General features: G+C 57.9%; 23 protein-coding genes and 2 tRNA genes. 19 read left to right on the top strand and 6 right to left on the bottom strand.

From position 1 onward, the window contains the following. The first annotated feature begins 3 nt into the window (after window positions 1–3). From fabD to AB1772_07055, 7 genes are all read left to right on the top strand, one after another. Complete coding sequence (gene fabD / locus AB1772_07085) at window positions 4–933, top strand: ACP S-malonyltransferase (GenBank protein ID MEW5796109.1); 930 nt, start codon at window positions 4–6, stop codon at window positions 931–933. A 5-nt stretch (window positions 934–938) separates the two neighbouring features. Next, window positions 939–1,682 (top strand): 3-oxoacyl-[acyl-carrier-protein] reductase, encoded by a 744-nt coding sequence (gene fabG, locus AB1772_07080; GenBank protein MEW5796108.1) that lies wholly within the window; start codon window positions 939–941, stop codon window positions 1,680–1,682. 41 nt (window positions 1,683–1,723) lie between these two features. Continuing rightward, the gene (acpP, locus tag AB1772_07075) at window positions 1,724–1,960 is read left to right on the top strand and encodes an acyl carrier protein (protein ID MEW5796107.1); all 237 of its coding nucleotides are present in this window, start codon (window positions 1,724–1,726) and stop codon (window positions 1,958–1,960) included. A gap of 50 nt (window positions 1,961–2,010) precedes the next feature. Next, a complete protein-coding gene (gene fabF / locus AB1772_07070; protein ID MEW5796106.1) occupies window positions 2,011–3,258 on the top strand; it encodes a beta-ketoacyl-ACP synthase II in 1,248 nt (415 codons plus the stop codon). Beyond that, entirely contained in the window at window positions 3,259–4,014 is a 756-nt protein-coding gene (rnc, locus tag AB1772_07065) for a ribonuclease III (protein MEW5796105.1), read from the top strand. Window positions 4,015–4,340: 326 nt separating this feature from the next. Continuing rightward, window positions 4,341–4,640, top strand: coding sequence for a hypothetical protein (locus tag AB1772_07060; GenBank protein ID MEW5796104.1), 300 nt, complete (start codon window positions 4,341–4,343; stop codon window positions 4,638–4,640). 141 nt (window positions 4,641–4,781) lie between these two features. Further along, a complete protein-coding gene (locus AB1772_07055) occupies window positions 4,782–5,567 on the top strand; it encodes an electron transfer flavoprotein subunit beta/FixA family protein (GenBank protein ID MEW5796103.1) in 786 nt (261 codons plus the stop codon). A 761-nt stretch (window positions 5,568–6,328) separates the two neighbouring features. Here AB1772_07055 and AB1772_07050 read toward each other — a convergent pair. The 5 genes from AB1772_07050 to ispE all read right to left on the bottom strand — a co-directional run bounded on the left by AB1772_07050 (window position 6,329) and on the right by ispE (window position 9,440). Beyond that, complete coding sequence (locus tag AB1772_07050) at window positions 6,329–7,069, bottom strand: 50S ribosomal protein L25 (protein ID MEW5796102.1); 741 nt, start codon at window positions 7,067–7,069, stop codon at window positions 6,329–6,331. 35 nt (window positions 7,070–7,104) lie between these two features. Further along, window positions 7,105–8,064: a ribose-phosphate pyrophosphokinase gene (locus AB1772_07045; protein MEW5796101.1), complete on the bottom strand. Its 960-nt coding sequence runs from the start codon at window positions 8,062–8,064 to the stop codon at window positions 7,105–7,107. Between the two features lie 88 nt (window positions 8,065–8,152). After that, window positions 8,153–8,227, bottom strand: a tRNA-Gln gene (locus AB1772_07040). Window positions 8,228–8,253: 26 nt separating this feature from the next. Continuing rightward, window positions 8,254–8,523 (bottom strand): septation regulator SpoVG, encoded by a 270-nt coding sequence (gene spoVG, locus AB1772_07035; protein ID MEW5796100.1) that lies wholly within the window; start codon window positions 8,521–8,523, stop codon window positions 8,254–8,256. A 17-nt stretch (window positions 8,524–8,540) separates the two neighbouring features. Further along, window positions 8,541–9,440 (bottom strand): 4-(cytidine 5'-diphospho)-2-C-methyl-D-erythritol kinase, encoded by a 900-nt coding sequence (gene ispE / locus AB1772_07030; GenBank protein MEW5796099.1) that lies wholly within the window; start codon window positions 9,438–9,440, stop codon window positions 8,541–8,543. A 138-nt stretch (window positions 9,441–9,578) separates the two neighbouring features. Between ispE and acnA the strand changes: the two genes are divergently transcribed. From acnA to AB1772_06995, 7 genes are all read left to right on the top strand, one after another. Beyond that, window positions 9,579–12,254, top strand: coding sequence for an aconitate hydratase AcnA (gene acnA / locus AB1772_07025; protein ID MEW5796098.1), 2,676 nt, complete (start codon window positions 9,579–9,581; stop codon window positions 12,252–12,254). 46 nt (window positions 12,255–12,300) lie between these two features. Beyond that, a complete protein-coding gene (gene fbaA / locus AB1772_07020) occupies window positions 12,301–13,332 on the top strand; it encodes a class II fructose-bisphosphate aldolase (GenBank protein MEW5796097.1) in 1,032 nt (343 codons plus the stop codon). 51 nt (window positions 13,333–13,383) lie between these two features. After that, a complete protein-coding gene (locus AB1772_07015) occupies window positions 13,384–13,839 on the top strand; it encodes a transposase (protein ID MEW5796096.1) in 456 nt (151 codons plus the stop codon). 522 nt (window positions 13,840–14,361) lie between these two features. After that, window positions 14,362–15,018, top strand: coding sequence for a DedA family protein (locus tag AB1772_07010; protein ID MEW5796095.1), 657 nt, complete (start codon window positions 14,362–14,364; stop codon window positions 15,016–15,018). Window positions 15,019–15,556: 538 nt separating this feature from the next. Further along, window positions 15,557–16,174 carry a LemA family protein gene (locus AB1772_07005; protein MEW5796094.1) on the top strand — a complete coding sequence of 206 codons (618 nt, stop codon included), beginning with the start codon at window positions 15,557–15,559 and terminating at the stop codon, window positions 16,172–16,174. 14 nt (window positions 16,175–16,188) lie between these two features. After that, complete coding sequence (locus tag AB1772_07000; protein MEW5796093.1) at window positions 16,189–16,920, top strand: TPM domain-containing protein; 732 nt, start codon at window positions 16,189–16,191, stop codon at window positions 16,918–16,920. A gap of 14 nt (window positions 16,921–16,934) precedes the next feature. Further along, entirely contained in the window at window positions 16,935–17,567 is a 633-nt protein-coding gene (locus tag AB1772_06995) for a hypothetical protein (GenBank protein ID MEW5796092.1), read from the top strand. A 23-nt stretch (window positions 17,568–17,590) separates the two neighbouring features. Here AB1772_06995 and AB1772_06990 read toward each other — a convergent pair whose 3' ends face one another. Next, window positions 17,591–18,976, bottom strand: a complete 1,386-nt coding sequence (locus AB1772_06990; protein ID MEW5796091.1) for an HAD-IB family phosphatase — start codon at window positions 18,974–18,976, stop codon at window positions 17,591–17,593. A 252-nt stretch (window positions 18,977–19,228) separates the two neighbouring features. Here AB1772_06990 and AB1772_06985 point away from each other — a divergent pair, with 252 nt between their 5' ends. The 5 genes from AB1772_06985 (at window position 19,229) to AB1772_06965 (ending at window position 23,488) form a co-directional block, all read left to right on the top strand. Further along, window positions 19,229–19,570, top strand: a complete 342-nt coding sequence (locus AB1772_06985) for a carboxymuconolactone decarboxylase family protein (protein ID MEW5796090.1) — start codon at window positions 19,229–19,231, stop codon at window positions 19,568–19,570. 65 nt (window positions 19,571–19,635) lie between these two features. Continuing rightward, window positions 19,636–20,859: a right-handed parallel beta-helix repeat-containing protein gene (locus AB1772_06980; GenBank protein ID MEW5796089.1), complete on the top strand. Its 1,224-nt coding sequence runs from the start codon at window positions 19,636–19,638 to the stop codon at window positions 20,857–20,859. Between the two features lie 208 nt (window positions 20,860–21,067). Next, window positions 21,068–22,738: a hypothetical protein gene (locus tag AB1772_06975; GenBank protein MEW5796088.1), complete on the top strand. Its 1,671-nt coding sequence runs from the start codon at window positions 21,068–21,070 to the stop codon at window positions 22,736–22,738. Between the two features lie 189 nt (window positions 22,739–22,927). Next, window positions 22,928–23,015: transfer RNA gene (locus AB1772_06970), tRNA-Ser, on the top strand. Between the two features lie 104 nt (window positions 23,016–23,119). Then, window positions 23,120–23,488 carry a nuclear transport factor 2 family protein gene (locus tag AB1772_06965; GenBank protein ID MEW5796087.1) on the top strand — a complete coding sequence of 123 codons (369 nt, stop codon included), beginning with the start codon at window positions 23,120–23,122 and terminating at the stop codon, window positions 23,486–23,488. Window positions 23,489–23,549: the final 61 nt, after the last annotated feature.

Genomic DNA, 23,549 nt, shown 5'->3' with positions numbered 1-23,549 from the left:
GGGATGAGCAAGACGGCGCTATTCTTTCCGGGCCAGGCCTCGCAGTATGTCGGTATGGCTAAGGATCTGTACGAAAGCTCCGCCGAGGTGCGCCAGTTGTACGAGCTGGCTTCTGGCGAGATCTCGGCCGATATCGCCAGGCTCTCATTTGAGGGACCGGCCGACCAATTGAAAAAGACCCGTTTCACACAACCCGCGATTCTGCTTCATTCGCTCGCAGTCCTCAGGATTCTGGGCGACGATCTCCCCGACTTTGATTTCGCGGCCGGGCACTCGCTGGGAGAATACGGTGCGCTGGCGGTGACCGGTGCACTCAGTTTCGAGGATGCGATAAGAGCGGTTGTAAAGCGGGCCGCGCTGATGGAAGAGGCATGCGTCAAGAACCCGGGCACCATGGCCGCGACCATGGGGCTGACTCCCGAACAGGTGCAGAAGGTTTGCGATGACGCCGCATCGGCGGGGGTAGTCGTGCCGGCCAATTTCAATTCCGAGGGACAAATAGTTATCTCAGGTGAGATCGCGGCAGTGGACAAGGCGGCGGAGCTGGCCAAAGCCGCCGGAGCCAAGCGCGCCATGCGCCTCGAAGTGGGCGGCGCGTTCCATTCGCCTTTGATGGCGCCGGCCCGAGATGGCTTGCGTGAGCACCTCAAACAGGTCAAGATAAGTAAGCCGTCGCGGCCGGTTATCGCCAATGTTACGGCCGAGCCGGTAACCGAACCGGAACAAATAAGAACACTTCTCGTGCAGCAGGTAACGGCCCCTGTGTGCTGGGCACAGACCATGGCCTGGCTTGCCAACGCCGGCGTTACGCGCGTGATCGAAATCGGCCCCGGCAAAGTGCTCACGGGTCTGGCCCGGCGCGAAATGCGACCGCAGGAACTTGTCAATCTGGACACCCTGGCCGATATCTTGGCCCTGGCTCCCACAAGATAGGCGGAATGAGGCAAAGTGTGAATTTTAGCGGCAAAGTGGCCCTTATTACGGGATCGGCGCGCGGGATCGGACTGGCGATTGCGAGGAAGTTCTCCGAAGCCGGGGCGTCGGTGGTGCTGTGTGATGTCGACGAAGCCGGAGTGCAGCAGGCCGCGCAGAGTCTGCCCGGCATAGCGATGGGCATAAAGACTAACGTCACCAGCCAGGATGACATCAGCCGGCTTTTGGATACGGCCGTTAAGGAGTTCGGCAGAATTGACGTGGTTGTCAATAATGCCGGGATCACCCGTGATACCCTCATGATTCGAATGGACGAAAAAGACTGGGACCTCGTGCTTGACATCAACCTGAAGGGGGCGTTTCTTGTGACCAAGGCGGCTGCCCGTATCATGATGAAGCAGCGCTACGGCCGTATTGTGAACATCAGCTCGGTGGTCGGTCTGACCGGCAATGCCGGCCAGGCCAATTACTCGGCGTCCAAAGCCGGTCTTGTGGGCCTGACAAAGTCGGCCGCGAAGGAACTGGCCTCCCGCGGCATCACCGTCAACGCGGTGGCGCCCGGTTTTATTGAGACTGAAATGACCAGGGCGCTCCCCGAATCGGCTCGGGAAGACTTCCTGAAGAAGGTGCTTATCAGCCGCCCGGGTACGCCGGACGATGTCGCGGCGGCGGTTATGTTTCTGGCTTCGGATGAAGCAGCGTATATCACCGGCCAGGTGTTGACGGTCGACGGCGGCCTTACAGTTTAGAACTCAATCGTCAAGTCTGAAATAATAAGAAGGAGCTACTCATGTCTGTTGAGCAGAAAGTCAAAGAGATCATCGTAGAGCAACTCGGCGTGGAAGAAAACCAGGTGACCACCGGGGCGAAGTTTGTGGACGACCTCGGGGCCGATTCGCTGGATACGGTCGAGTTGGTGATGGCGCTCGAGGAGGCGTTCGACCTGGAGATTCCGGATGAAGACGCCGAGAAGATCACATCGGTCGGCGACGCCGTCAAATACATTGAAAGCAAGTCAAAGAGGTAGTGGTGAGGCGGGTCTGTCGGGGACCCCATTCACCCTGGAGGGCCAGGACCATGCGAGTAAGAGCAGTTGTCACCGGTTTGGGAGTCGTTTCTCCCATTGGAAACGACGTTGACCATTTCTGGCAGGCGCTGCTCCGCGGGACGTCGGGGGCCGGGCCGGTCACGAAATTCGACGTCACCAACTACACTACCCGGATTGCCGCCGAAGTGAAAGACTTCGATCCACTTCTGTACTTCGATAAGAAGGAAGTGAAGCGGACCGACCTGGTGCAGCAGTTCGCCATGGGCGCCTCACAGCAGGCGATGGCGGATTCCGGAATCAATCTCGACACGCTCGATCGCGAGCGCGCCGGAGTGGTTATCGGTTCAGGTATCGGCGGTATCGAGACGTTCGAAGATCAGGTGGGCAAAGTGATAAGCGCGGGACCCGGCAGGGTATCGCCGTTTTTCATTCCCATGATGATCATCGACATGTGCGCCGGGCTGGTCTCGATGAGATTCAATTTCCGCGGCCCGAATTACGGTGTGGTCTCGGCGTGCGCATCTTCGTCGCACGCGCTGCTCGACGCTTACCGCATCATTCAGCGCGGCGAAGCCGATGTCATGCTGGCGGGCGGTGCCGAAGCCCCGATTACACCGTCGTCGCTGGCCGGTTTCTGCCAGGCGCGGGCGATGTCCACTCGCAACGATGATCCTCAGCATGCGTCGCGACCGTTCGACAAGGGGCGTGACGGTTTCGTCATGGGCGAAGGCGCTGCTATGATGGTGGTTGAGTCTTATGATAATGCGGTCAAACGCGGCGCGCACATCTATGGCGAAATCCTCGGGGCAGGTATGACCGCCGACGCCTATCACATCACCGCACCGCACCCGGACGGGCTCGGGGCCAAGCAGGCCATGCGCATGGCGCTCGCCGATTCCGGCCTGAAGCCGGATCAAATCGATCATATCAACACGCACGGCACCGCCACCGATCTCGGTGATATCGCTGAAACCAAGGCGATCAAAGCTGTCTTCGGCGAACACGCTTACAAGATTCCGTGCAATTCTACCAAATCGATGACCGGTCACTTGCTGGGAGCGGCAGGCGCGCTCGAGCTCGTGGCCGTCTTCAAGGCTATCGAGACCGGCACCGTCCACGGGACCATGAATCTCGATGAGCCGGACCCTGAATGCGACCTTGACTATATTCCCAACCAGGCGAGACAGTGCATCATCACGCACGCCTTGTCCAACTCCTTCGGATTCGGCGGACACAACGTCTGCCTGGCGGTCGGCAAAGTAAACAGCGCCGGATAAATGAGCATCTGGACCCAGATCAGGCGAGTCTTCTCCGGATCGACACGGGTTTCCCACACCAAAGACCTCGCGCCGCTGGAGGACATTCTCGGTCACCGCTTTCACGATCGCGCCCTGCTTCGCCAGGGTTTGACTCATCGCTCCATCATCCGCGTGCGCAACGGCCTGGTGCCGTCGAACGAGCGACTCGAGTTCCTCGGCGACTCGGTGCTCGGACTGGTGATTGCCGATCAACTCTTCCGAGACCATCCCCACATGACCGAGGGAGACCTCACCAAGGTAAAAGCAATGTTGGTGAATGAGACGGCGCTCTCGCGCGTGGCGGTCGAGATTGGCCTCAACAACTACATCATGATGTCGTCCGAGGAAGAAAAGAGCGGCGGGCGCGACCGGGCGTCGATCATCTCCGATGCCTTCGAAGCCGTAATCGGCGCGATTTATCTCGATGCTGGTATCGAGGCGGCCCGGCGGACGATCATCAGTTGCCTATACTCGCGGCGAGACAGCATTGCCGCCGATGACTCCCAGCGGAATTTCAAGGGCGAATTACTTGAACTCATCCAGGCGCAGGGGGGCGGGTCGCCGCAGTATGAGGTAATAAGCGAATTCGGTCCTGATCATGACAAAACTTTCTCTGTGGCGGTGCGGGTTGGCGATCAGCGTCTCGGCGAAGGAACCGGCCCCACCAAGAAAGAGGCCGAGCAGCGCGCCGCCGCTATGGCGCTTGAGCAGCTGCGGCGGCCGGATACTCGTTGATCCTCTGCGTATCGACTGGCATTACCATTCATACTCATCTCCAGACACCCGTAGTGAATTTGATGCGATGACGATGTAGATTCGCGCACATGCTTGCACGCGTGCGGGGGTGTGTGGCACACGATTCGGGAGTGACGCAGTCATCATTTGCCTTCCGATTAGGTGAACAAACAGGCTACTTATTTGTTGACATTGATGGTCCCGACGTTAGATTGTTGCCATATTCCATGACGTCGTGATAGACATGGTTTGACAGATGATGACATACGGCCTAAAGACAACCATTCCTGTATCTTCACTCTAACGTTTTCAAGGAGACACATTCAATGCGCAAAACGAGAACAAGACGAGCCGCCGGCAAGACCCGCGTGGTACGCAGGGTACGCAAGGGCGCCAAGGCGTGGAGCAGCGCGGAAGTCGCGCAGCTTCGCCGTGGCTACAAGACGATGTCGGCGACCAAAATCGCCAAGCTGCTCAAGCGGACCAAGGCCTCGGTGCAGACCAAGGTGCGCACGCTCGGTTTGAAAAAAGCGGCGAAAAGAAAGGCCGCCAAGGGCAGACCGGCTCGCCGTCGCTCTGCGGCCGCGAGGCCGGCACCCCGGAGAGTTGCCCGCCGTCGTCGGTAGGCAGCGCGCGCAGTTTGTTATATGAGTGGGCGGCTCGCGATTTCGCGGGCCGCCTTCTTTTGCGCCACTTGACACTTTCCATGCTTAGCCCGATATTCCCGCCCAATTGATTATGACCGCCAGTAAGTAGAAAGTACCGCTATGAACATCCTGGTATTAGTCAAACAAGTTCCGGAAATCGCGCTGATCAAAGTAGATACCGCCAATAATCAGATTGTACTGCCCGAGGGACCGGGCGTGGTCAATCCGCAGGATGAATACGCTATCGAGGAAGGCCTTCGCATCCGGGACAAAGTCGGCGGCAAGTGCCTGGTGATGTCGGTCGGCAGCGAGCGGACCGAATCCGCGCTGCGGGACTGTCTGGCGCTGGGTGTCGACGACGCCTGGCTGCTTTGCGATCCGAAATTCGACGGTTCCGATCAGCAGGCGATCGCGCGGATTCTGGCCGCCGGTATCAGGAAGCTGGGCGGGATTAATTTGATTCTGGCGGGTCGTCAGGCTATCGATTCGGACGCCGCCCAGGTGCCGGCTGCTGTAGCAGCTAATCTCAATGTTCCGCAGGCGATGTTTGTGAAGAAGTTCGAATCGATCACCGACAGCATGGCTGTGGTATATCGGGCCACAGAGGACGGCTACGACGTGGTGGAATTGAAACTGCCGGCGGTGGTTTCAGTCGTGAAAGAAATCAACGAACCGAGGCTGCCGTCACTCAAAGGGAAGATGGCCGCGAAGAAGAAAGCGATCACCAAGTGGACTGCGGCTGATCTTGGTCTCGACGGCAGCGATGTGGGCGCCAATTCAAGGACGGTCCGCCTGAGTGTCGCGCCACCTCCGCCGCGCCCCAAAGGGGAGATCATTACGGGCGACACACCCGAAGAGATCGCTGATAAGCTTTTCAAGAAGCTCCGGGAAAATCAGGTGATTTGACCCCAGGCGGGTGGGCCACCGAGGTCGTTTTTGCGCGAGGGGTCTGTAAATCAATCGGTACCCCACCCAACGGGTGGGTTCCTCATTCCCTGCAATCAAACCGCACTTTTCGTGCTGTCGGCCCCGCCGCGGCGGATAGTGGGCCGCCGAGGTCATTTTCGTGCGTGAGGTATTTTAATCCCACCCAAAAGGTAGGGCACCGGGCAGCGGTATTTGCAGTCGTCGTGTTGGCGCACGAGGAAGTACGCCATTCCCGACAATGCACGCTACGTACCACCAAGCGCATAAGCCGTCATGCTCGATCCAGTCGGGCATCTGCGGCTACTCGCAACGGCAAGAGGCGAGACGATCACTGGAGTGATAACCGCTTGACCTTGCTTGTCTTTCGCCTTGGGCGGGTCGACTCTTGTAACGGTTCTCCGACCGGCCCGCCTTCCCACTTGTTGTCGATCATCCGTAGCCAACGCGGCAGCCCATGGACCCCCGATCGGCGTCGGGGGTGACGGCCCCTGGGGCCGTTCGACATCAGGGTCTTTATGTGAGTGTTAAATCGATCCCACCATAAGTGGCGTTGTCACCGACGGTGTGCCGTGCGAGGGTTCTCTCAAACCCATCCGCAAGTGGGTGTGCCACCGCATGGTGGGCCACCCAAGATCATCCCACTCCCACCCGTGGGTGTGGTACATGTACATGTTTGTCCAAAAAAAAGAGACCGTCCCACCGGGACGGCCTCGCTGTGCACTTCGAATTGAGACGAAGCGCTACTTCTTTTCTTTCTCCGGTTTCGCTTCGCCCTTGGCGGGTTTGGTCTCGCTTTTGGCGCCTTTGCCTTCCTCTTTCTTCGCGGCCTCGCCTTCGGCCGGAGCGGCCTCGGCGCCCTCGGTAGGAGCACCCTCGGCAGCTTCGCCCTCGGCAGCGACAGCCTCAGCCGCGACCTCTTCAGCCTTGATAATCGTCGGCGCGGATATTACCACGATGGTGCGCTGCTGGTCAGACAGAATCGTCGCGCCCGGCACTTGGATATTCTTCACGTGGACCGAATCGCCGATATGCAGTTCCGACACGTCAATCTGCAAGTGCTCGGGGATTGCAGTCGGCAGGCAGGAGATTTCGATCTCACGCATTGTCGTCTGCATGATGCCGCCGTCGACCTTGACTCCTACCGGTGTGCCCACGAAATGTATCGGGATGGCCACGTGAATCGGCTTGTTCATCGAAATGGCGTGGAAATCGACATGTAGCACCCGGTTGGTGACCGGATCCCGCTGCAGTTCACGCACCACCGCCTTGGTCTCACGACCATCGAGGTTCAGATTCAGAATCGAACTCTTGGTGGCATGGCGCATCGCGGCGCGAAAGGCCCGCTCCTCGACCACCACCGGCATCGGATCAGTCTCCGGGCCGTAGACCACGCCGGGAATCTTGCCCGCCATTCTGGCCTGCCGCGCGACACCTTTACCGACTCCGGAGCGTCGCTGGAGGCTTACAGGAATCTCTCTCATTTTCTCGTCATCTCCAAAAACACGTTCTTGTTGTCTTACAGGGGTTGGGCCGGCTCGTCGAACAGAACCGATACCGATTCCTCTTCGGCAATTCTCTTAATCGTCTCGCCGATCAGCGGCGCACACGAGATTATCTCGAACTTGTCAGTAAGCGGTTTCTTGCTCTGATCGATTGAATCCGTTATCACCATTTTTTGAACCGGCGATTTTTCAATCCGTTCAATCGCATTGCCGGAAAGTACGCCATGCGTGCAGGCGCTGTAGATCTCTTGTGCGCCCCGCTCTTTGAGGTAGTCGGCCGCCTGGCAGATCGAGCCGCCCGTGTCGACCATGTCGTCGCGGATGAGGACATTCTTACCGGCGACCTCGCCGATCAGGTTCATCACCTTTGATTGATTCGGGCTGGGACGACGTTTATCTACGATCGCTAAATCCGCCTGCATCTGTTCGGCAGTGCTGCGAGCCATCTTGAGTGAGCCGACATCGGGTGACACCACCACCAGGTTCGTCAGATGCATGTCCGCGAAATAGGGGATGAACAGCTTGGACGAATACAGGTGGTCGTGCGGCAGATCGAAGAAACCCTGAATCTGACTGGCATGCAGATCGAAAGTCAGGATGCGGTCGGCCCCCGCGGTTGTAATCAGGTTGGCTACCAGCTTGGCGGTAATCGGCACGCGCGGGCGATCTTTGCGCTCCTGGCGGGCGTAACCATAGTACGGGATTACCGCCGTGATTCGCATCGCCGAGGCCCTTCGCGAGGCCTCGATCAGCATCAGGAGCTCCATCAGATTCTCGGCCGGCGGATTGGTGGACTGAACGATGAAAAGATCGGCGCCGCGGATGTTCTCGTTGATCTGAACAAAAATCTCACCGTCGCTGAAACGGGTAACCGAGCAGTCGGCCAGTCCCAAACCCAGGTATGCGGCGATCTTCTCGGCCAGGCCCGGATTTGATGTGCCGGTGACGATTTTGATGTCATTTCTAACGATCATTTCTGCAACCTACGCTATCCGAAACAAAACCTGTTTCACGACCGCTCTGGTCGGTCGCAAAGCAGGCCTGTTCGATACACACATATTCTGGCTGGGGCGCCAGGATTCGAACCTGGGATTGCCAGCTCCAAAGGCTGGTGTCTTACCGCTTGACGACGCCCCAGTATACCTGGTCCGCCATGGCCGGAACTACTCCGGGCTCTGTTGCCGGAGTTCCTTTTCGTAAGCTTCCAGCACCGCCTTTTCAATCGCATTGCGCATGTCCCGGTTGACCGGGTGCGCGATGTCCTGGTGGGTACCGTCGGGACGCTTCCTGCTCGGCATCGATACGAAGTACCCGTTGTTACCTTGAATGATCTTCATGCCCCGTATCACGAACGCATTGTCGAAGGTAACGTTGGCGAAACCTCTGAGCTTTTCCTCGTCGCGGAGGGTTACTCGAATCTCAGTGATCTCCACGCTGTTGCCCCCGTGGTCTAAAGTCGCGCAGGCAACCGGATAGGTCTCGCCACGGAAACTGTCCAGTCACTCCTGCCCAGTACCCTGTCGCCTTCCATGTCAGGCGCGTTGCCATATATTCCAAAGACCGTGGGCCCGGAGCCGCTCATACGGGTGAGTAAGGCTCCAGAGTCCGCCAGGCCGTTTTTTACCTGTTGCAGGTGCGGGAAAGCTCGTAATTGAACGGGCTCGAAGTCATTACCGGTGTCCGACAACCACTTAACGATGTCCCTGGGCACTTTCCAGCCCCGAAAACTACGGGGCCGGACATCCCTTGTCAAGGGCAATCTCAGGTCCGCATACGCCCGGGCGGTGGAAACGGCCATCGGCAAAGTAACCAGCACCAGCCAATAATCGAGGGGGAGCTCGATATCTTCCACTATTTCCCCCCGCCCCGTGACATGGGCCTGACCTGAGGAGAAGAAAAACGGCAGATCGGAGCCGATTTCCGCTCCCAGTGCGGCCATTTCTGCCGTGCCTAAGGGCAAACCAAACAGCGCCTTGCAGGCCAGAATGGCCGCGGCGCCGTCCGACGATCCTCCCCCGAGTCCGGCCGCAACTGGGATGTTCTTCTCTAGTTCGACTTCAAGCCCGCCGCTTAGGCGGAAACGGCTTTGCATCAGGCGAAAAGCACGGGCGACAAGGTTGGATTCGTCGGTGGCCAGGTTCGATTGCCTGGCCAGCGAAATCCGGATGTCTGCTGACTCGTCCAGTCGCCGGAATTTGAGTCGATCGAACAGGGAAACCGCCTGAAAAAGAGAATCGATATCGTGATATCCGTCCGTCCGCCTTCCCAGCACCCGGAGATCGAGGTTGATTTTGGCCGGCGCGCCGATCGCCACACGGTCGGCCGATAACCGCTTGATAAACATGACCATATGAACGACAGTCCGTGGCCGGAGTCAAGCACCAGTCAGGGAGAAATCGCGGACCGACTCTTGAATTCCCCTGACGGCGGTTCTATACTTATGGACTGCCTATGATTCAAGAAAAGCCAACATTGCAGGAGAACTAAGATGGATCCCTTCGACGCGAAATCGACTCTCAACGCCAAAGCCGGCAAGTTCATGATTTACCGCTTGGACAGCTTGTCCCGGCACGGCCAGATCGACGAACTGCCTTACTCAATCCGGATTCTGCTCGAGACGCTTTTGCGAAATGTCGACGGCCGTCTTATTACCGAAGACGATGTTATCGCGGCGGCCCACTACAACCCTGCCAAAGTTGGCGAGATCACTATCCCGTTCAAGCCGGCCCGTGTACTCCTGCAGGATTTCACCGGTGTGCCGGCAGTGGTCGACCTGGCTGCCCTTCGTACGGCTATGAAAACCATGGGGGGCGATCCAAAGAAGATCAATCCGCTCGTACCGGTCGACCTGGTAATCGACCACTCGGTTCAAGTCGATTCTTTTGCGACGGATGATTCGCTCCAGATAAACATGGAAAAAGAGTTCGAGCGCAACCGCGAGCGATACGAGTTCCTTCATTGGGGACAGCGCGCGTTCAACAATTTCCGCGTTGTGCCTCCCGCTACTGGAATCTGTCACCAGGTCAATCTCGAGTATCTGGCCAAAGTGGTTTGGACCAGCAACGGCACCGCCTATCCGGACACGTTGGTCGGCACCGACAGCCACACGGTCATGATCAACGGTCTCGGCGTGCTCGGCTGGGGCGTGGGCGGGATCGAGGCCGAGGCCTGCATGCTGGGCCAGCCGCTGTATATGCTGATGCCTGAAGTGGTCGGGTTCAAGATGACCGGCCAGCTTTCCGAGGGTGTCACCGGCACTGACGTGGTACTAACCGTGACGCAGATGCTCCGCAAGCATGGCGTGGTCGGGAAGTTTGTTGAGTTCTTCGATCCTGCGATGGACGAACTGTCACTGCCCACCAAGGCGATGATCGGCAACATGGCGCCTGAATACGGCGCGACCATGGGGTTCTTCCCGGTGGATCAGGGCACACTCGAATACCTGCGCATGACCGGCCGCACTCCGAACGAGGTCGATTTGGTCGAACGCTACTGCAAAGAACAGGGGCTGTTCCGCACAAGAGATTCGAAAGTGCCTAAGTTCGCATCGGTAGTAGAGCTTGACCTCTCTACGGTGCAGCCCTCGCTGGCAGGTCCTAAACGGCCGCAGGACCGTGTCTCCCTGGCGAATCTGAAAGCTGACTTCGATGCCGGCCTGACCCGGCCAATCAAAGAGCGCGGCTACGAGCTTTCGGCGGGCGATCTGGATCGCAAGGCGTTTATCAGCGACGGCTACAAAGCGGAGATAGGCCACGGTGCAGTCGTAATTGCCGCGATAACGTCGTGCACGAACACGTCGGATCCGTTTGTGCTGATGGGGGCGGGGCTGCTGGCGAAGAAAGCGGTCGAGCGCGGCCTCAAATCGAAGCCGTATGTCAAAACTTCGCTGGCGCCCGGCTCGCGTGTTGTTACCGCTTACCTCGAAAAGTCCGGCTTAATCGAGCCGCTCAAGAAGCTCGGCTTCCACAATGTCGGCTACGGCTGCACCACCTGTATCGGCAACTCCGGCCCGCTGCCCGACGAAGTGCTGCAGGCGATCAACCAGGGGAATCTCGTAGTGGCGGCTGTCCTGTCAGGCAATCGCAACTTCGAAGGGCGTGTGCATCAGAATACCAAAGCGAATTACCTGGCATCGCCGCCGCTGGTGGTGGCGTTTGCGCTGGCCGGAACAGTCGATATCGATCTGACTTCCGAACCGCTCGGCCAGGACTCCCAAGGCAAACCGGTTTACCTTCGCGAAATCTGGCCATCAGAAAGAGAAGTGCTCGACATTGTCGGCAGGCATGTCACCAGTGACCTGTTTGCGAAACAGTACGCCTCGGTGTTCGACTGCAACGAGGTCTGGAACGCGATCAAATCGCCCAAAGGCGAAATCTACGCCTGGGACGAAAAATCGACTTATATCCAGCTCCCGCCGTTCTTTGTCGGCATGAAGAAAGAACCGGGCGATGTCCGGCCGATTCACGATGCTGTCTGCCTGGCAATGCTCGGCGATTCGGTCACCACCGATCATATTTCGCCCGCCGGTTCGATCAAGGCCGACTCTCCCGCGGGTCGGTATCTGCTTGAGCACGGCGTGCAGTTTGCGGATTTCAACTCGTACGGTTCGCGCCGGGGCAACGACCGCGTGATGACACGCGGCACGTTCGCCAATATCCGGCTTCGCAACCAGCTCGTCCCCGGCTCCGAGGGCGGAGTCACGAAGTTCTTCCCGACCGGCGAGACGATGTCGATCTACGATGCCGCCATGCGCTACGCCGAGAAAGACACCCCGCTCGTGATTATCGCCGGTAGAGACTACGGCATGGGTTCGTCGCGCGACTGGGCCGCCAAGGGCACAATGCTGCTCGGGGTCAGGGCGGTCATGGCGCAAAGCTACGAGCGGATACATCGCTCGAATCTGGTCGGTATGGGGGTGCTGCCGCTGGAGTTTGTCGACGGCGAGACGCGAGAGTCGCTCGGCCTGAAGGGCGATGAGCTTTTCACGATTGATGGCCTCTCGAAAGACATGAAGCCGGGACAGATCGTATCAGTGAAGGCGCTCAACAAAGAGGGCGAGAAGAAATTCAAGATGAAGGCCCGCCTGGATACGAAAATCGAGATAGACTATTATCGCCACGGCGGAATCCTCTCGATGGTGCTCCGCCAGTTGGCCAAAGCCTGAGGATGCAAACAATAAGAGACTTTTGCATAGAGATGGAGATCGAACTATGCCGGTAGCCACGCCAGAGATATATCGCAGGATGCTCGATGTTGCCCGGGAAAAACACTACGCCTACCCGGCGATCAACGTAACCTCGACCGAAACCGCCAATGCCGCGCTAAAGGGTTTCGCCGACTGCGGCTCCGATGGCATCATTCAGGTGTCGACCGGCGGCGGCGAGTTTGCGTCGGGGCTCAATGTCAAGAACATGGCCGATGGCGCCATGACAATCGCCGAGCACGTGCACCGTATGGCCGAGCACTACAATGTCTATGTCGCGCTGCACACGGATCATTGCGTGCCGAAAAAGTGGGACGGGTTTGTCAAGCCGCTGATCGAGGCCACCGCCGCACTGCGCGCCGCCGGGCAGAACAACCTGTTTCAGTCGCACATGTTCGACGGTTCCGAGCTGTCGATCGGCGAAAACATGAAGATGGCGATCGAACTGCTCAAAGCGTGCAAGGAGCAGGAGATCATTCTCGAGGTCGAGATCGGCGTGGTCGGCGGCGAGGAAGACGGTCTGGACCGCACCGGTGTCGGCAAGGAGAAGCTCTACACCACGCCTGAGGATATGGTCAAAGTGTACGAGGCGCTCAATCCGATCGGTGGCAGGTACATGGTGGCGGCGACATTCGGCAACGTGCACGGCATCTACAAGCCGGGCAATGTGGTGCTCAAGCCGAAAATCCTCCGCGACGGCCAGGAGGCGCTCAAGAAGAAGTTCGGTGCCAAGGCGATGTTCGATCTCGTTTTCCACGGCGGTTCCGGTTCCGAGCTATCCGATATTCATGAGACTCTGGAGTACGGCGTGATCAAGATGAATGTCGACACCGACACGCAGTATCATTTCACGCAGCCGATTCTGAAGCACATGGTGGAGAATCAGAAGGACCTGGTCCACTCCGAAGAGAAGATGGCGGACAAGAAGAAGTTCGATCCGCGCTCGTATCTGAAACTGGCCGAGAAGGACATGGCCGCGCGTGTGACCCAGGCCTGCAAGGACCTGAAGTCTGACGGGAAGACGTTGTTTGGGAAGTGATTGTGGGCGGCACACGTCCTCGTGTGCCCCTTGTAGTCAGTGATCGGTGGCATGAACTATGTTGACAGTTGCCAAGTCGAACGACCCACAGCAAGCTGTGGGCTACCAGTTGCTACCAGGGGAGTTGCGCGGGAGTTGTACATTTCAGGGGTGGCCCGTCTGGAGCAGCAGATGCGGGAGAAATCGTCCAGCGCGGAAGGTCAACAAGGCTATGCGCGGCGCAACCACTTGGTGGAGCCGGTGTTCGGAAACATAAAGTTCAATTTGGGGTTTGATCGGTTTCATCTGCGGACTCTGGCGAAAGTAGCTGGTGAGTTTCAGTTGATCTGTCTGGCTCACAACATCAGGAAGTTGGCGGCCCGGTTCCCGGGCTGGGGTCCGATTGTCCGCCGGGCGAGGCGACGCCTATTACAAGCTTATTTGGGGTTGACAAGGCTCATCCAGACGTTCTTGGAGACGATTTGGCGAGATCCCGGGTGCTTTGGTGTCAGGACAACACACTCGTAGCACACGAGGCCGTCCCAAATCAACCTATGGGACAGCCTCTCCTCGTCTGCCCCATGGAGCAAGTAATCGGTGGTATAAACCAATAGGGCAGTTGCCATATCGAATAACCCACAGCAAGCTGTGGGCTACCAGTTGCTACCAGTTGCGGTTTCGACGGACATATGTCACCCTGAGCCTAGCCTGCCCCGCATTTTATGCGGGGTCGAAGGGTGACTCGGACTGATTGGATTAGGGGAGTACGCACATGAGCAGTAATCGTAGGTCGAAACCCCTGCGGTTTCGACATCCGGTGCCCAGCTCCGCCGTCTGCGGACGGAGGGTTGAGATTGTGCTTCTGACTAGAATGGGGGCAGACGAGGATAAGCCTTCGGCGGACCACCCACTAAATTCCTTGCCGCCTCATCATGATTACCCGATCTTCTCCCACTAAACCCACCCGTTGGGTGGGGTACTTTTTATAATAAGCCCAGTGCAAGCACTGGGGCACCCAGCACTCGGGCACCCCAATCTTGGGAAGCAACTGTGGAATTCGTCGAAACCGCAATAGATTTCATCCTCCACCTGGATAAGCATCTCAAGGAGATTATCGATGCCTACGGCGCGTGGACCTACGCCATCCTGTTCTGCATCATCTTTTGCGAGACCGGCCTGGTGGTCACGCCGTTTCTCCCCGGCGATTCGCTATTGTTCGCCGCCGGAGCGTTTGCAGCGACGGGCGTGCTGAATCCGTGGATAGTGTTCCTGCTGCTCACACTCGCGGCTATACTCGGTGATACGGTCAATTACTGGATCGGCCAGCGGATCGGAGACAAGGCTTTCGAACCGGGGCGGTACCGCTTCCTCAAGCCGGCATATCTGGAAAAGACGCACCGCTTCTTTGAAAAGTACGGCGGCAAGACGATCGTGATCGCCCGGTTCGTGCCGATTGTCCGCACTTTCGCGCCGTTTCTGGCCGGGGTCGGGGTGATGTCGTACCGGAAGTTCCTCACCTACAATGTAGTCGGCGCGGTTTTGTGGACACTGATTTTCGTCTGGGGCGGGTACTTTTTCGGCAACCTGCCCTTTGTAAGGCGCAACTTCTCCCTGGTGATTATCGTGATTATCGCTTTGTCCATAATGCCGGGGGTTATCGAGTATATCCGCGCCCGGCGACAACACAAGGCGGCGAACAACAGCTAAAGCTGGAAAAGCAACCCGGGGAAGTGTTCAGTATGTCGCTCGCGCTGCTGCTTGTCGGGCAGGATCGCCCGAAACCAGGAGTTAGTATATACGGGTTATCTAGTGCCTTCCCAACTAGTAACTTGTAATCGTGGGCGGCAGACCTCCCGGTCTGCCCCACCCAGATCATTCTTCGATACACGGGCAGACGAGGACCCACTGTCGGCGGGCCGCGCACGGAATTGATCTGTTGCGTCAAGTCTCAGTTCCGTCCCTCTTTCATCGGGCCGGGACAAGGACCTGCCGCAACTTCTTTTGGCTTCTGAGACAGCCTCAGGACGTCTGCCGCGCACGGAATTAGCAAGTATTAGTCGTTGGGATACAGTCGGACCCGTCATCGCGAGACTCGTCGCGCATGTCAGTCTTTTCCGATGGTCAGGCATCAGCACCTGCTGCCGGAAATCACGAGCATTTCCCCTTGTGCTACAGGTATTCAATCCCGATTTTCGTGAATACCCGTGCCGCTGCTTAGTATAGCTTTGTGAGAAAGGAATATTCTATGAAAGTTGTCGGAGCTGCGTTAATCGCAATTGTGCTAATTGTCGTGCTGGCCGGATTCTGGATATGGTCCGGCCGTGGCGGGCTGATTGACCGCACGCAGAGTGTCGATGAAAAATGGGCGCAGGTGCAGAATGTCTATCAGCGTCGATTCGATCTCGTCCCCAACCTGGTGGCCAGCGTGGACAATTTCATGCAGCGCCAGCAGGCGACCCTGACCGAGGTTATCGCCATGCGCCAGCGGGTGATTGAATTGACCGGGCAAGCGCAGTCGGCTCTCGAAGGCCAAAGTCCGCTGCTGCTCGATTCGCTGGCGGGGGCGCTCTCGCGCCAGTTGAATTCGCTTATCAACGTGGTTGTCGAGCGGTATCCGGAAATCAAAGGTGACCAGCTTTATTCCGATCTGATGACTCAGCTCGAAGGAACCGAAAACCGGATCGCCCAGGAGCGACGCGTCTATAACGAAGTGGTGCGCGAGTACAACGTCTATCGTCAGCGTGGCATCAAGGCGCTAATCGCGGGCAGCATTTTCGGATTCCCGTACGAAAAGCAGTTCTTCGCGGCCCAGCCCGAGGCCCAGACCGCGCCCAGTGTGAAAGAGGCTTTCCAGAATCAGTAGGCGGATAAGCCACATTGAAAAAGGTTTTCTCCGCAATACTCGTACTTTTGGCGGCGACAGGTTGCCTGATCGCCGCCGAGATTCCCGACTACAAAGGCCCGATCAACGATCTGGCAGACATCCTTAGCAACGCTGAGATCCGGCGGCTCGAGGCAAAGGCGCTTAGTTATCGGCAGCAGTCCGGCAGCGAAATCGGCGTGCTGATTGTTCCGACTCTCGACGGGGCAGCGCTCGAGGACTTCGCGCACGACGTGTTCAACAAATGGGGTATTGGCAAAGCGGACAAGGACAACGGGGTTCTGTTTCTGGTGGCTATCGAGGAGAAGAAGGCGCGGATCGAGGTCGGATACGGTCTTGAGGGAGCGTTGACCGATCTCGAGGCCGGCCGTCTCGTGAACAAAAACTCACCGATGGCACAGCGTTTTCGTGAAGGAGATTTCGCAGGTGGGGTTGGCGCGGTACTCGACGGCATTGTGCAGGCGATCGGCGGCGAATATGATCCTCCCGAGGCCGACGATGAAGTGCCGCCCGGTATTCCGCTGCTCATTCCAATTGGATTCATCATCTTTTTCGCGCTGCTCTCGCTTATGCGGCGGAAGAGTTCGATCGGCCGACGGTTCGGCGGGCCGTTTATCGGTGGGTTCGGTGGTTTTGGCGGCGGCTTCGGCGGCGGAGGTGGCGGCGGGGGCGGATTCAGTTTCGGCGGCGGATCATCGGGCGGCGGCGGCGCGAGCGGAGGATGGTAGGAGCGGGATTGAATATGGTTTCACTTGTTGACAAGTACTTCTCGCAGGCCGACTTCGACGCCATCGAAGCGGCTGTCACGAAAGCCGAATCGTCCACTAACGGCGAGATCGTGGTGGAGCTGTCGGCGCATTCGCGCCACTGGAACACCGAACGCCTGATTCATGCACTGCTGTTTACGCTCGTGTGCATGCTGGCGGCGCTCTACTTCACGCGCGATATCGACTGGGGCGTCTATTACGATACTACTCAAATGCTATTGTGGGGCGCTGTCGGCTTTGTAGTCGCCTGGTTCGGCTGGGGGCGCTTTCTCAAGCGCAGCGGAAGATGCCGCCGGGCAGTTTGGAAACAGGCGCTCAGCCGTTTTCATCAGATCACACCCACTCGCGGTCTGACCGGTGTGCTGGTTTTTGTGTCACTCGAAGAGGAGCAGGCGGCGGTTGTTGCCGATAAGGGGATAGCGTCGAAAGTCTCGTCTGATTATTGGGACAAACCGCACGGGATTATTATCGACGCCATGAAACAGGACAGGCACGCCGAGGGGATCATTCAGGCGATTGAGATGATTGGGGTCGAGCTTGCCGCTCATTTCCCACGCACCGGCGATGATGTCAATGAGTTGCCGGACAGGCCGAAGGTATCGGAGTGAGGGCCGGGGCGCGGCCCCTCCGGTTACTGCGCAACGTCGAGCAGCCCCTTGAAACTCGGTTCGCTTATTCTGAAATCAGCCACGGCGTTCAGCAGCTCGTTGCGGGAGCAGAATGATACGCCAATACCGGCGTGCTTTATCATACACACATCGGGTTCGCTGTCGCCGATCGCGATGACGTCTGACAGTCCCACTTCGTAGCGCGCGGTGATGTCGACCAGAGCGTGGGTTTTGCACACACTGTGGCTGCATATGCTCGCGGCGGACCGAGCGAAAAATGACGGTATCTTGACTTCGCCGGTGGCCATACTCTGAGAGAATTCCAGTTCGTTGGCCAGGGCAAAATCGGCGCCGATCTTCGTCTTGACGTGGTTGGCGGCGAAATCGTAGCTGTCGCTGATGATTCCCACGATATAGCCCCGACTTTTCATTGCGGCGACAATTTCCGACGAATTCGGGGTGTACGGGATGCTGTCAACTATCTCAATCAGCTCGCCAATATTCCGGCCACGGAACAGGCGGGCGATCTGCTTGGTTCTGAGCCAGGGTTCGTGGTTGGCCGCAAGGATTTCGATCAATTCCCTCTCCATTCCAAACCGCTTGGCCGCGGTTTCGACAAAGCGGCCGCGGAGGATGGTATTGTCCATATCGAAAACGGCCAGTTTCTTGAGCGTGAGCAGCGACTCCTGGATGGCATGCTCCATCTGGTCCCGGATGACGTTTATGCTCTGCATGTCCTCGAGGTGCAGATAGTGCGAGGCCGACGCGCGCTTGAGAATTGCGCGGGCCACTTCGCGCGACATCTTGCCCAGCTCCGGCCAGGGTTTCATCCGGTTAGTGATATATTGAATGTCCACCTCCTCGATCACAGCTCTCTGCAAGTGCATGTCTATGAGTAAGCCGATATCTACTCCGTAGTCCTCCTCGAAATTGATGCCCGCAAGGAGTGACTTCCTGGCCGAGATCATACCGCTGAGTGGCTGACGGATGTGAAGCAGATCGGGGAACAGCAGCGACAGAAGCGGCCGGGCGACAAGTTCGGTCACACGTCCGGCTTGCCGCGTGAAACGGGACTTGACGAAAGCGGCCCGGCCGGTGAGAATCGGCTCGGCGAGCCGCTCGACTATGTCGTCGGAATAGTCGCCAATATCTCCGTCAAGGAAAACCAGTACTTCACCTTTGGCTACCAGGAGACCGTCTCGCATGGAAGCACCCTTTCCGAGTTTGGTGCTGGTGATTACCGTCGCGCCGGCCTCCCTGGCATTGGGCACCGTGCGGTCCACCGATTTGTCGTCGATCACGAGCACCTCGAGAACCGACGGCGACCGTGCGGCCATGCCGACCACGCTGGCGATGGTCTCTTCCTCGTTCAGAGTTGGAATAACTACTGTTATCAGTTTATCGCCCATTCTCAATCACTACCTTTGTCGAGGCTTCGGAGTTCGAGAACCCAACCTCCGTGGCGAGAGGGGCAGGGGGGAGCGGTGGTTCCGTATCCGAACCGGAATCGAGTTTACTTTAACGGAGAATAACCCCGGACCGCACCGATGTCAACCACCCAGGAAATAGGCGCCACAGATTGGCGGCCGGCGGACTCCAAAACGGTTGTGACGGGTGGCAGCTTGTTCTATATTGGGTTCGATAACTGTAGGAGTAAGCTCATGCCCAAGCGTGTTGACGAATTCAGGAAGGAACGCGAGCTACTCAACGAGATAGTTCTCGCCCGCGATGACATCAATATCAAGCGGTTTTTCGCGCTCGACGGCGCGGTCTATCGCGACGGGGCCCTGCCCGCTAAGACAAAAGAGCTACTCGGACTGGCCGCATCGCTGGTGCTTCGCTGCGATGACTGCATCACTTACCATGTTATTAAGGCCAAAGAACATCAGGTGAGCGACCCGGAATTCGACGAGGTCATGGCGATCGGACTGGTGGTTGGCGGGTCGATTACGATTCCGCACATTCGTAGAGCGTATCGGATGTGGAAGGAACTCTCGGAGTGAGGGTCGACGGTCGCACTCTCTGGGGCAGACCGGGAGGTCTGCCGCCCACTGGAATCGCTCTAAAAATGCCCGGCAGATGCCCTCATCTGCCGGCTCGTGCAACCATCCTCCTCCTGCTGCTCCTCGCGTCTACCACACCTGCTGCTACATTGACAGTGGAGCGCGGATCAGACCTGCAATCGGTTATCAACCATGCGGCCAACGGCGACACGATTAAGCTCGGCGCGAAAACTTTCGAAGCCAAACGCACCAAATTCACCGATCCGCTCTGCGGAAACTGTGAGGATCCGCAAACGGATGTCGCCGCCAGCCACGGTTATATTATAAGAGGGAAGGGCCTGGTACTTCTCGGCGCGGATAGACGAGAGACCCGCCTGGTCACCAACGCCGGTTACGGTGTCTTCGTCGACAACGCCGATGGGACGGAGATTCGCAACCTGACTATCACCGGCGGCGTGCGCGACGACGACGGCAACGCCACAGATGCGGCAATAGTCGTACGCAATTCGAGGGTGACAATCGAGCAGGTTGATATCAAAGATAATACCGATCGTTCCAGTGATTCGTCCGTGGTGGTCGGTATTGGCGGGATTTTCGGCCGCGAGGGAGCCGATCTTACCATTCGCGACTGCCGGATCCTCAACGGTGGATGGGACGGTATCGCGCTTTATCGTGGGGCGACCGCACTTATCAGCGACTGCGAGATTAATAAGGGACGGGGCGCGGGGATCGGTGTCACCTGGGACGCTTATTGCCTAGCCTTTCGCAACGAAGTAACCGGCTTCTGGAAGGGAGTCGGTTCATTCGGCACATCAATGGTAGTGGCATCGAACAACCTCGTCCACGACAATCTCGGTTGGGGCATTATCGGGACCGGCGAGTCCACGATGGAAGCGACCAACAACGTGGTGCACCATAACGGTAACTGCGGGGTCGCTCCGTGGTCGACCAGCAGCCGGGGACGGTTCGTTAACAACATAATCACCTCCAACGGCTGGCGGGACCAATGGGTTTGCCCCTGTGTCGGGGTCTGGAACTACGGCGACTGGGCCAAATGGGTGTTCCGGAACAACATCGTCTGGGACAACAAAGCCCGCGACTACGAAGACATCTGGGATCAAACGGACATCAACGGCAATCTCAAGGCCGATCCGATGTTCATGGGCGAAAACGACTTCCGCCTCAAGCCGGAATCCCCGGCCTGGAACGCCGGTGATTCGACCATATTTAATCGCGACGGTACGCGCTCGCATATCGGCCTCCAGGGCGGTCCGCGGGCGGCCCGCTGACCAGCAGGGCGGGCGTCACCGAACTCTCCTGAGAAAGCGGTCCGTTCCGTGCTGTCGGGCGACCCTGCCCGACAGCCGAGCAAGAACCCGCTGTAACCTCTTCGGCTCTATGCCGGGCACAATAACACCTCCCTAATAAAATGGTCCGTTCGTCCGATCTTTAGAAGATACGAACGAACACAAGCTACTTTCTGGCAGGAGGTGCAGATTGAAAAGGGTAGTTTTATTCTGGCTGACGGCGGCGATGGCTATCGCAGCCCTGAATCTTGTCGGCTGCAGCAGCGGCAAAGACACCAAACCGCTTGAACCGGGTGATCCGGAGTCTCCCACGTATCAGATGTTCTCGGCTCAGTTTGAGGGTGTGGACGAGATCGCGGGCGACATGTTTGAGAGGACCTTTATCCTGATGGACAGCATCATGTCCGGCGAGGGAGCGCCCGCTCGCGCACCCATGCCCGCGGCGACCACGGCGGTCTGGGACGAGGCGACCCAGTCGTGGATCTTCACGATCGTAGAGCTCAACCAGGAAGAGGAATTGACCTTCACCGTAGTCGACACCATCAAGTTCTGGCATGGCACGACCGCCGTGCAATATCCAAAAGGCGATTCGCTCACCCGGGTGACCAGCCGCCTATGGATGACTGCCGAAGGGACAGGCGATAACGGCGGCAGCGGCCACATCTTCGTCACGATCGAGCGCCAGGGCGACCTGCATGAGGTGCTGGTGGTCGACGGCAGCGGGGCTATCGAAGGGCATTTCAGCTACACCGACATAGTCGAAACGGATACTACGTCTTGCTCGGGCAGCGTCAATTTCACGCTCAGCGCGAACAACCTGACCCTCGATCTGAACAACATGTGGGAAAACGAAGAACTGAACTGCCCCATCTCCGGCTCGCTGGGCTACACCGGCAGCGTGAATATCGCCTGCACCGGAGCCAACGCCGGTTCGGTGGTGGGAACCTGGACAGTCAATGAAACCTTCCATGACGGTACGGTCACTTTCGTGTTCAGTAATGGCACCAACACCTGGACAGCGTCGCATCCGTGCGGCACGGGCGGTTTCGAGTCGGGAGCGGATTCGGCCTTTGTTGTGAGGTATTTCGATGGACCGGATAACTTCATGATGGCATATCGATCCGTGGACGTCTCTGTCATGCTCCTGGATTCGATACCGGCTCCGGGCGCACCGAAACCGGTGAGATTGCCATCGGCGGCCCAGGACGGTGAATACATCGTCATCTCGGCCATTCACAGCTATGAGTACTCCAACGGCTGGCACATTTTCGATTTCAGCGCCCTGGTTGTCGATACCGTCTGGAACGACACCGTGTTCATCGGCGGCATTGATTCGGTTCAGGTCTACAGTTCCGGTGAGCTGGTGCAGTATCCCGGCGACATGCAGGGAATCGATCAACTACGCGAGCGGGTCCACGCCGGCTTCGAGGGCAGCCAGAATCCGAACTGGGGCAGAGTCCATCACTCCAGCATAGTCAACCTGAATGCAGTCGGCCCCGATACGACCCTGAGCCTTACCGGCACCGTGCGTGACACGCTGTTCGTGTCCGAGAGCGGCGATTACGGCGGCTGGTGCGAGGTCGGGGTGGCCATGCATCAGACGGTCAGCAACCTGACAATTCCGATGAACGGCATTGGGGAGTGTCCCCTCGACGGCGAGATGGTCATCACGGTCGATTTCGACGTTCATTGCGAGGAGTTTGAGACCGGCACCTTCGACTATAGCGGTAACTGGACCGTAAACGCTATGGTCAATCCCGATCAGACTGTCACGCTGACGTTTACCGGCGGCGACTTCCATTGGACGACGATAGTGGACTGTGGGGGCGGAGCAATGGCTCCTCGGTGGAGCGGCCGGTAAAGACGAACACTTTCGACAGGCATTTAAGGGGCGTCCGAAATGACGCCCTTTTCTTGACGTGTTGCGCCTTAGCGCACGGATACCCAGGGGAAATCGCAAAGCGTTCGTTGACTCAATCTCCTTGATTTCCGATGTACAAAGTTAGATTTTGGAGGTGACAAGACGGCAGCGGAGCTGTCGAACGACGACGGAGGAGTGGCTGAGTGGTCGAAAGCGGCGGTCTTGAAAACCGTTGTACCGAAAGGTACCGTGGGTTCGAATCCTACCTCCTCCGCCAGGATGGGGCGCTCTATCGGTGGCCAACCTGAGCCGGAACGCGCCGGTCATTCGACAGACTAGGCAAGAACTAATACCAGAACAGCAAAACTGCCAGGTGTCATCATGAACCGAAAAGAAATCACTAAGTCGTTCCTGAGACTTGCTGCGTCGGGTAAGGTCAAAGAAGCATACGATATGTATATCCACCCCAACTTTCGTCACCACAACCCGTATTTTCGAGGCGACGCCCTATCGCTCAAATCCGGCATGGAGGGAGCCTCGGCGCAGTTCCCGAATACTTCGTTTGAAGTCTTGCGAGTGCTGGAAGACGGTGACTTGGTCGCGGCTCACTCACGCATTCGGCTCAACCCGAACATGCCCGAAATGGCCGTGGTTCATATAGCTCGCTTCGAAGGCGACCGTATTGCGGAATTCTGGGACATAGTCCAGGAGGCCCCGAAAGACTCCCCCAATGAATGCGGGATGTTCTGATCAGCGCGGGGGAGACATGTGTAACGCCTGACGGCTCGGCGCGATGAAAACGGCGACATTG

Source organism: Candidatus Zixiibacteriota bacterium, assembly GCA_040752815.1.
Lineage (GTDB): Bacteria > Zixibacteria > MSB-5A5 > GN15 > FEB-12 > JAGGTI01.
Note: the sequence above shows the minus strand (reverse complement) of the source record. Positions and strands in the feature narration are given on the sequence as shown.